Source organism: Enterobacter cloacae complex sp. P18RS (assembly GCF_014982105.1).
Lineage (GTDB): Bacteria > Pseudomonadota > Gammaproteobacteria > Enterobacterales > Enterobacteriaceae > Enterobacter > Enterobacter hormaechei_C.
The window spans coordinates 1-412 of sequence record NZ_JADCKV010000062.1 but is presented as its reverse complement, the minus strand read 5'-3'; the positions used below and the strand labels follow the sequence as shown (position 1 = coordinate 412).

1 pseudogene is annotated in these 412 nt (G+C 58.7%); it reads right to left on the bottom strand.

Annotated elements, in window-relative coordinates:
• Nucleotides 1-412, bottom strand: a pseudogene (locus INF61_RS22690) (AraC family transcriptional regulator); the annotation flags it as partial.

The following is a 412-nucleotide window of genomic DNA, read 5'->3' as shown; positions in this document are numbered from 1 at the left end:
CCGCCAGCCAGACCTGCTCCGAAAGCCCGAGCAGGTTCTGCATCAGCAGCGCCCCACGAAAAAACCAGCCGTTTGTCGCCCGCGTGTTGCCGGTGAGGGTATTCCAGGAGAGAAGCCAGACGGGAAGCGAACATTTACGCAGGCGAAGGGCGGCGAGGATCTGGCGGACCTTCAGTATCGGATAATTTTCCGTTGAGGAGAGATGGGCTGGCTCCAGCTGCGCGGGATCGAGAAGCTCATTGGCATCGGCAGAACAGGCAAGAAAATCGGCCTGCATCAGGATGGCTGAACTGAACAGGGTATCGTCGCTTACGCCCGCGCTGACGGGGGCAAATCGGTGCCATAAACCAAACTTTGCCTGCGGAAGATAAGTTCGTATTGCCTTTTGCTGGGCCAGCCAGACCTGCTCCCG